General features: G+C 66.4%; 3 protein-coding genes. All 3 read right to left on the reverse strand.

Annotated features, from left to right (window positions below; all coding sequences use genetic code 11):
* Nucleotides 1–1,037 (reverse strand): amidophosphoribosyltransferase (locus Q8N40_RS04775; RefSeq protein ID WP_305711002.1); only part of this gene is annotated, 1,037 nt, incomplete at its 3' end.
* 20 nt (nucleotides 1,038–1,057) lie between these two features.
* Nucleotides 1,058–1,684, reverse strand: coding sequence for a CvpA family protein (locus tag Q8N40_RS04780; RefSeq protein ID WP_305322395.1), 627 nt, complete (start codon nucleotides 1,682–1,684; stop codon nucleotides 1,058–1,060).
* 160 nt (nucleotides 1,685–1,844) lie between these two features.
* On the reverse strand, nucleotides 1,845–3,308 hold a 1,464-nt coding region (radA, locus tag Q8N40_RS04785), incomplete at its 5' end, for a DNA repair protein RadA (protein WP_305711003.1).

The raw sequence follows: 3,308 nt of genomic DNA on the forward strand, positions 1-3,308 counted from the left end.
ATGCCGAGTTCGAACGGTACGCCGGAATACTGGCTGTAGCCGATCGCGGCGGGCACGCCGGAATCCGGCACCGGCACCACGACGTCGACTTCGACATGACTTTCTCTCGCCAGTTGCGCGCCAAAGGCCTTGCGGACGTCATAGACCGAGCGGCCGCCGACGATGGAATCCGGCCGCGAGAAGTAGATGTATTCGAAGATGCAGGGCCGCGGCGGTTTCGGCGGGAACGGCTTGTGGCTTTGCGCGCCTTGCTCGTCGAACACGATGATCTCGCCGGGCTCGATGTCGCGGACATATTTGGCGCCGATCATGTCCAGCGCGCAGGTCTCCGACGCCAGGATCGGGCAGCCGTCGAGTTCGCCGAGCACCAGCGGGCGGATGCCGAGCGGATCGCGGGCGCCGATCAGTTTCTTGTTGGTCATCGACACCAGCGAATAGGCGCCCTCGATCGCGCGCAGCGATTCGATGAAGCGGTCGATGAAACGGCCGCGCTTCGACTGCGCCACCAGGTGCAGGATCACCTCGGTGTCGGTGGTGGATTGCATCATGGCGCCGTTGCGCACCAGTTCGCGGCGCAGCGACAGCCCGTTGGTGAGGTTGCCATTGTGGCCGACCGCGAAACCGCCGGCATTGAGCTCGGCGAACAGCGGCTGCACGTTGCGCAGGATGGTGGCGCCGGTCGTGGAGTAGCGCACATGGCCGACGGCGAGGCTGCCGGGCAGGCGCTCGATCACCTCGCGGCGGGAGAAGGTGTCGCCGACCAGACCGAGCCGCCGCTCCGAGTGAAAGCGGGAGCCGTCGAAGGAGACGATGCCGGCGGCCTCCTGGCCGCGATGCTGCAAGGCATGCAGCCCGAGCGCGGTGATGGCGGCGGCTTCCGGGTGGCCGAAGATGCCGAACACACCACATTCCTCGCGCAGCGTGTCGCCTTCCAGATCGTCCTGCAGTTCGATCGCCGCAGCGTCGAGTTTCTCGATCGCGGTGGGGTTCAGGTCAAGTCGGTCAGCGGGATCGGAAGGGTTTTTCATCTCGTCCATCGCGCCTCTCCTGGCCTGTATCAACGCCCGACCTTGTCGATCTGCTTTTTCAAGCCGTCGCGGGCAGCCTTGCTATAGCCATCGGCAGGGGCCGGCGTCACGGGCTCCGCGTCAGTCTGCTCATCGTCTGGTTTATTCTTCTTGAATCTCTTCAAGATGGTGTTCTCGGGGTCATCCGGCAAGAGCGACATCAGCCAATCCCCGGTTCCCTGCAGCACCACGCGGGACTTCGCCCCGGTAACCCAGTCGGGCCGCTGCTTGTCCGGAACCAGCCAGGAGAAGAACAGGAAGGCCACGACGACGATCAGGAGGCCCCGCGCCAGTCCGAACAGGAAGCCGAGCGTGCGGTCCAGCGCGCCGATCCGGGAATCCAGGATCATGTCGGAAATTCGCACCGTGACGATGGAAACCACGATCAGGGTACCGATGAACACGCCGGCCACGACGACGACGGCGGCGATGGTCTCGTTCTGGAAATAGGTTTTCGCGGTCGGCAGCAGTTTTCCGAACGCATAGAGCGTGACCAGCGCTGCCGCGCCCCATGCCGCGATCGAGAGAATCTCGCGCATGAAGCCGCGCACCATCGCGAGCAGACCGGAGATCAGCATCACCGCGAGCAGAACGAGATCGAGTATCGTTATCGGCATCGGCTGGTCAGGTCCGCTCGTAAGTCAAAACTGCGAATCGGCAACGTCGGCGCCGTCCTAAGTGACGGACATACCGGGCGCCCCGCAAGGCCGGAAATCGCGCTATTCCCGCCCCGTGCGCGGGTTGTATAGCGGCGGGGGCAGGTGACGTCACGCCCGACTAGCCTTCCTGACGACGGAATCTCGCCGGTGTGGCATTTTTCTCCACCGCCGCACCCTCCCGGCCCTCACGATTCCGTTCCTGATTGGCGTCCCGATTTCCCCTTGGCGTGCCGCGGGCGGCGATATCCGCCACCAGGCTGGTCAAGCCGCCGACGGTATTGAGCACCAGCCCGGCATCGCCGCCGACCTCGCCGCGCGCCGATTCGGGCAGCACGGCGCGGCCGAAGCCGAGTTTGGCGGCCTCCTTCAGCCGGGCCGAGGTCTGCGCCACCGGCCGCACCGCGCCCGACAGCGAAACCTCGCCGAAATAGACCGCGTCGGTCGGCAGCGGCGCATTGACCAGCGACGACACCAGCGCCGCGGCGGCGGCAAGGTCCGCGGCGGGCTCCTGGATCCGCAATCCGCCCGCGACGTTCAGATAGACGTCGTAGCCGGACAGCTTGACGCCGCAATGGGCCTCCAGCACCGCCAGCACCATCGACAGCCGGCTCGGATCCCAGCCCACCACCGCGCGCCGCGGCGTGCCCAGCGTGGTCGGCGCCACCAGCGCCTGCAATTCCACCAGCACCGGACGGGTGCCCTCGATTCCCGCGAATACCGCCGTGCCCGGACTGCCCAGATCGCGCTCGGACAGGAACAGCTCGGACGGATTGGAGACTTCGCGCAGGCCGAGGCCGGTCATCTCGAACACGCCGATCTCGTCGGTCGGCCCGAAACGATTCTTGGCCGCGCGAAGAATCCGGAATTGCTGCGAGCCTTCGCCTTCGAACGACAGCACCGCATCGACCATGTGCTCGACCACGCGGGGGCCTGCGATCTGGCCGTCTTTTGTGACGTGGCCGACCAGGATGATGGTGGCGCCGGATTTCTTGGCAAATCGAATCAGCGCCTGCGCCGAGGCGCGCACCTGCGTCACCGTGCCCGGCGCGGATTCCACCGTGTCGGTCCACATGGTCTGGATCGAATCGATCACGATCAGCCGCGGCACCGTGCCCTCGGACAGCGTCGAGACGATATCCTCGACCGAGGTTTCGGCGGCGAGTTGCACCGGCGCATCGGCCAGGCCCAGCCGCTCGGCCCTCAGCCGCACCTGCGCCACGGCTTCCTCGCCCGAAATATACACCACCCGGTGGCCGGCCCGCGCCATCAGCGAGGTCGCCTGGGTCAGCAGGGTTGATTTGCCGATGCCGGGATCGCCGCCGACCAGCAGCACCGAGCCGCGCACAAACCCGCCACCGGTGACGCGATCGAGCTCGGCCATCCCGGATGACAGCCGAGGCGCCTCCTGGCTCTTGCCGGTGAGCGTTTCCAACTGGAACAGCCGGCCCCGGCGTTTCGAGCGGATCGAGACCGGCATCGAGGTCGCGCCCGTGGTATCCTCCTCCGCCAGCGTGTTCCACTCGCCGCAGGACTCGCACTTGCCCTGCCAGCGATTGAACGCCGCGCCGCAGTTCTGGCAGAC

Source organism: Bradyrhizobium sp. (assembly GCF_030693485.1).
Taxonomy (GTDB): Bacteria; Pseudomonadota; Alphaproteobacteria; order Rhizobiales; family Xanthobacteraceae; genus Bradyrhizobium.

Bases quoted from the DNA above. Each gene is read 5' to 3' on its own strand.
- Q8N40_RS04780 (WP_305322395.1), bottom strand. From the start codon at position 1,684: ATGCCGATAACGATACTCGATCTCGTTCTGCTCGCGGTGATGCTGATC.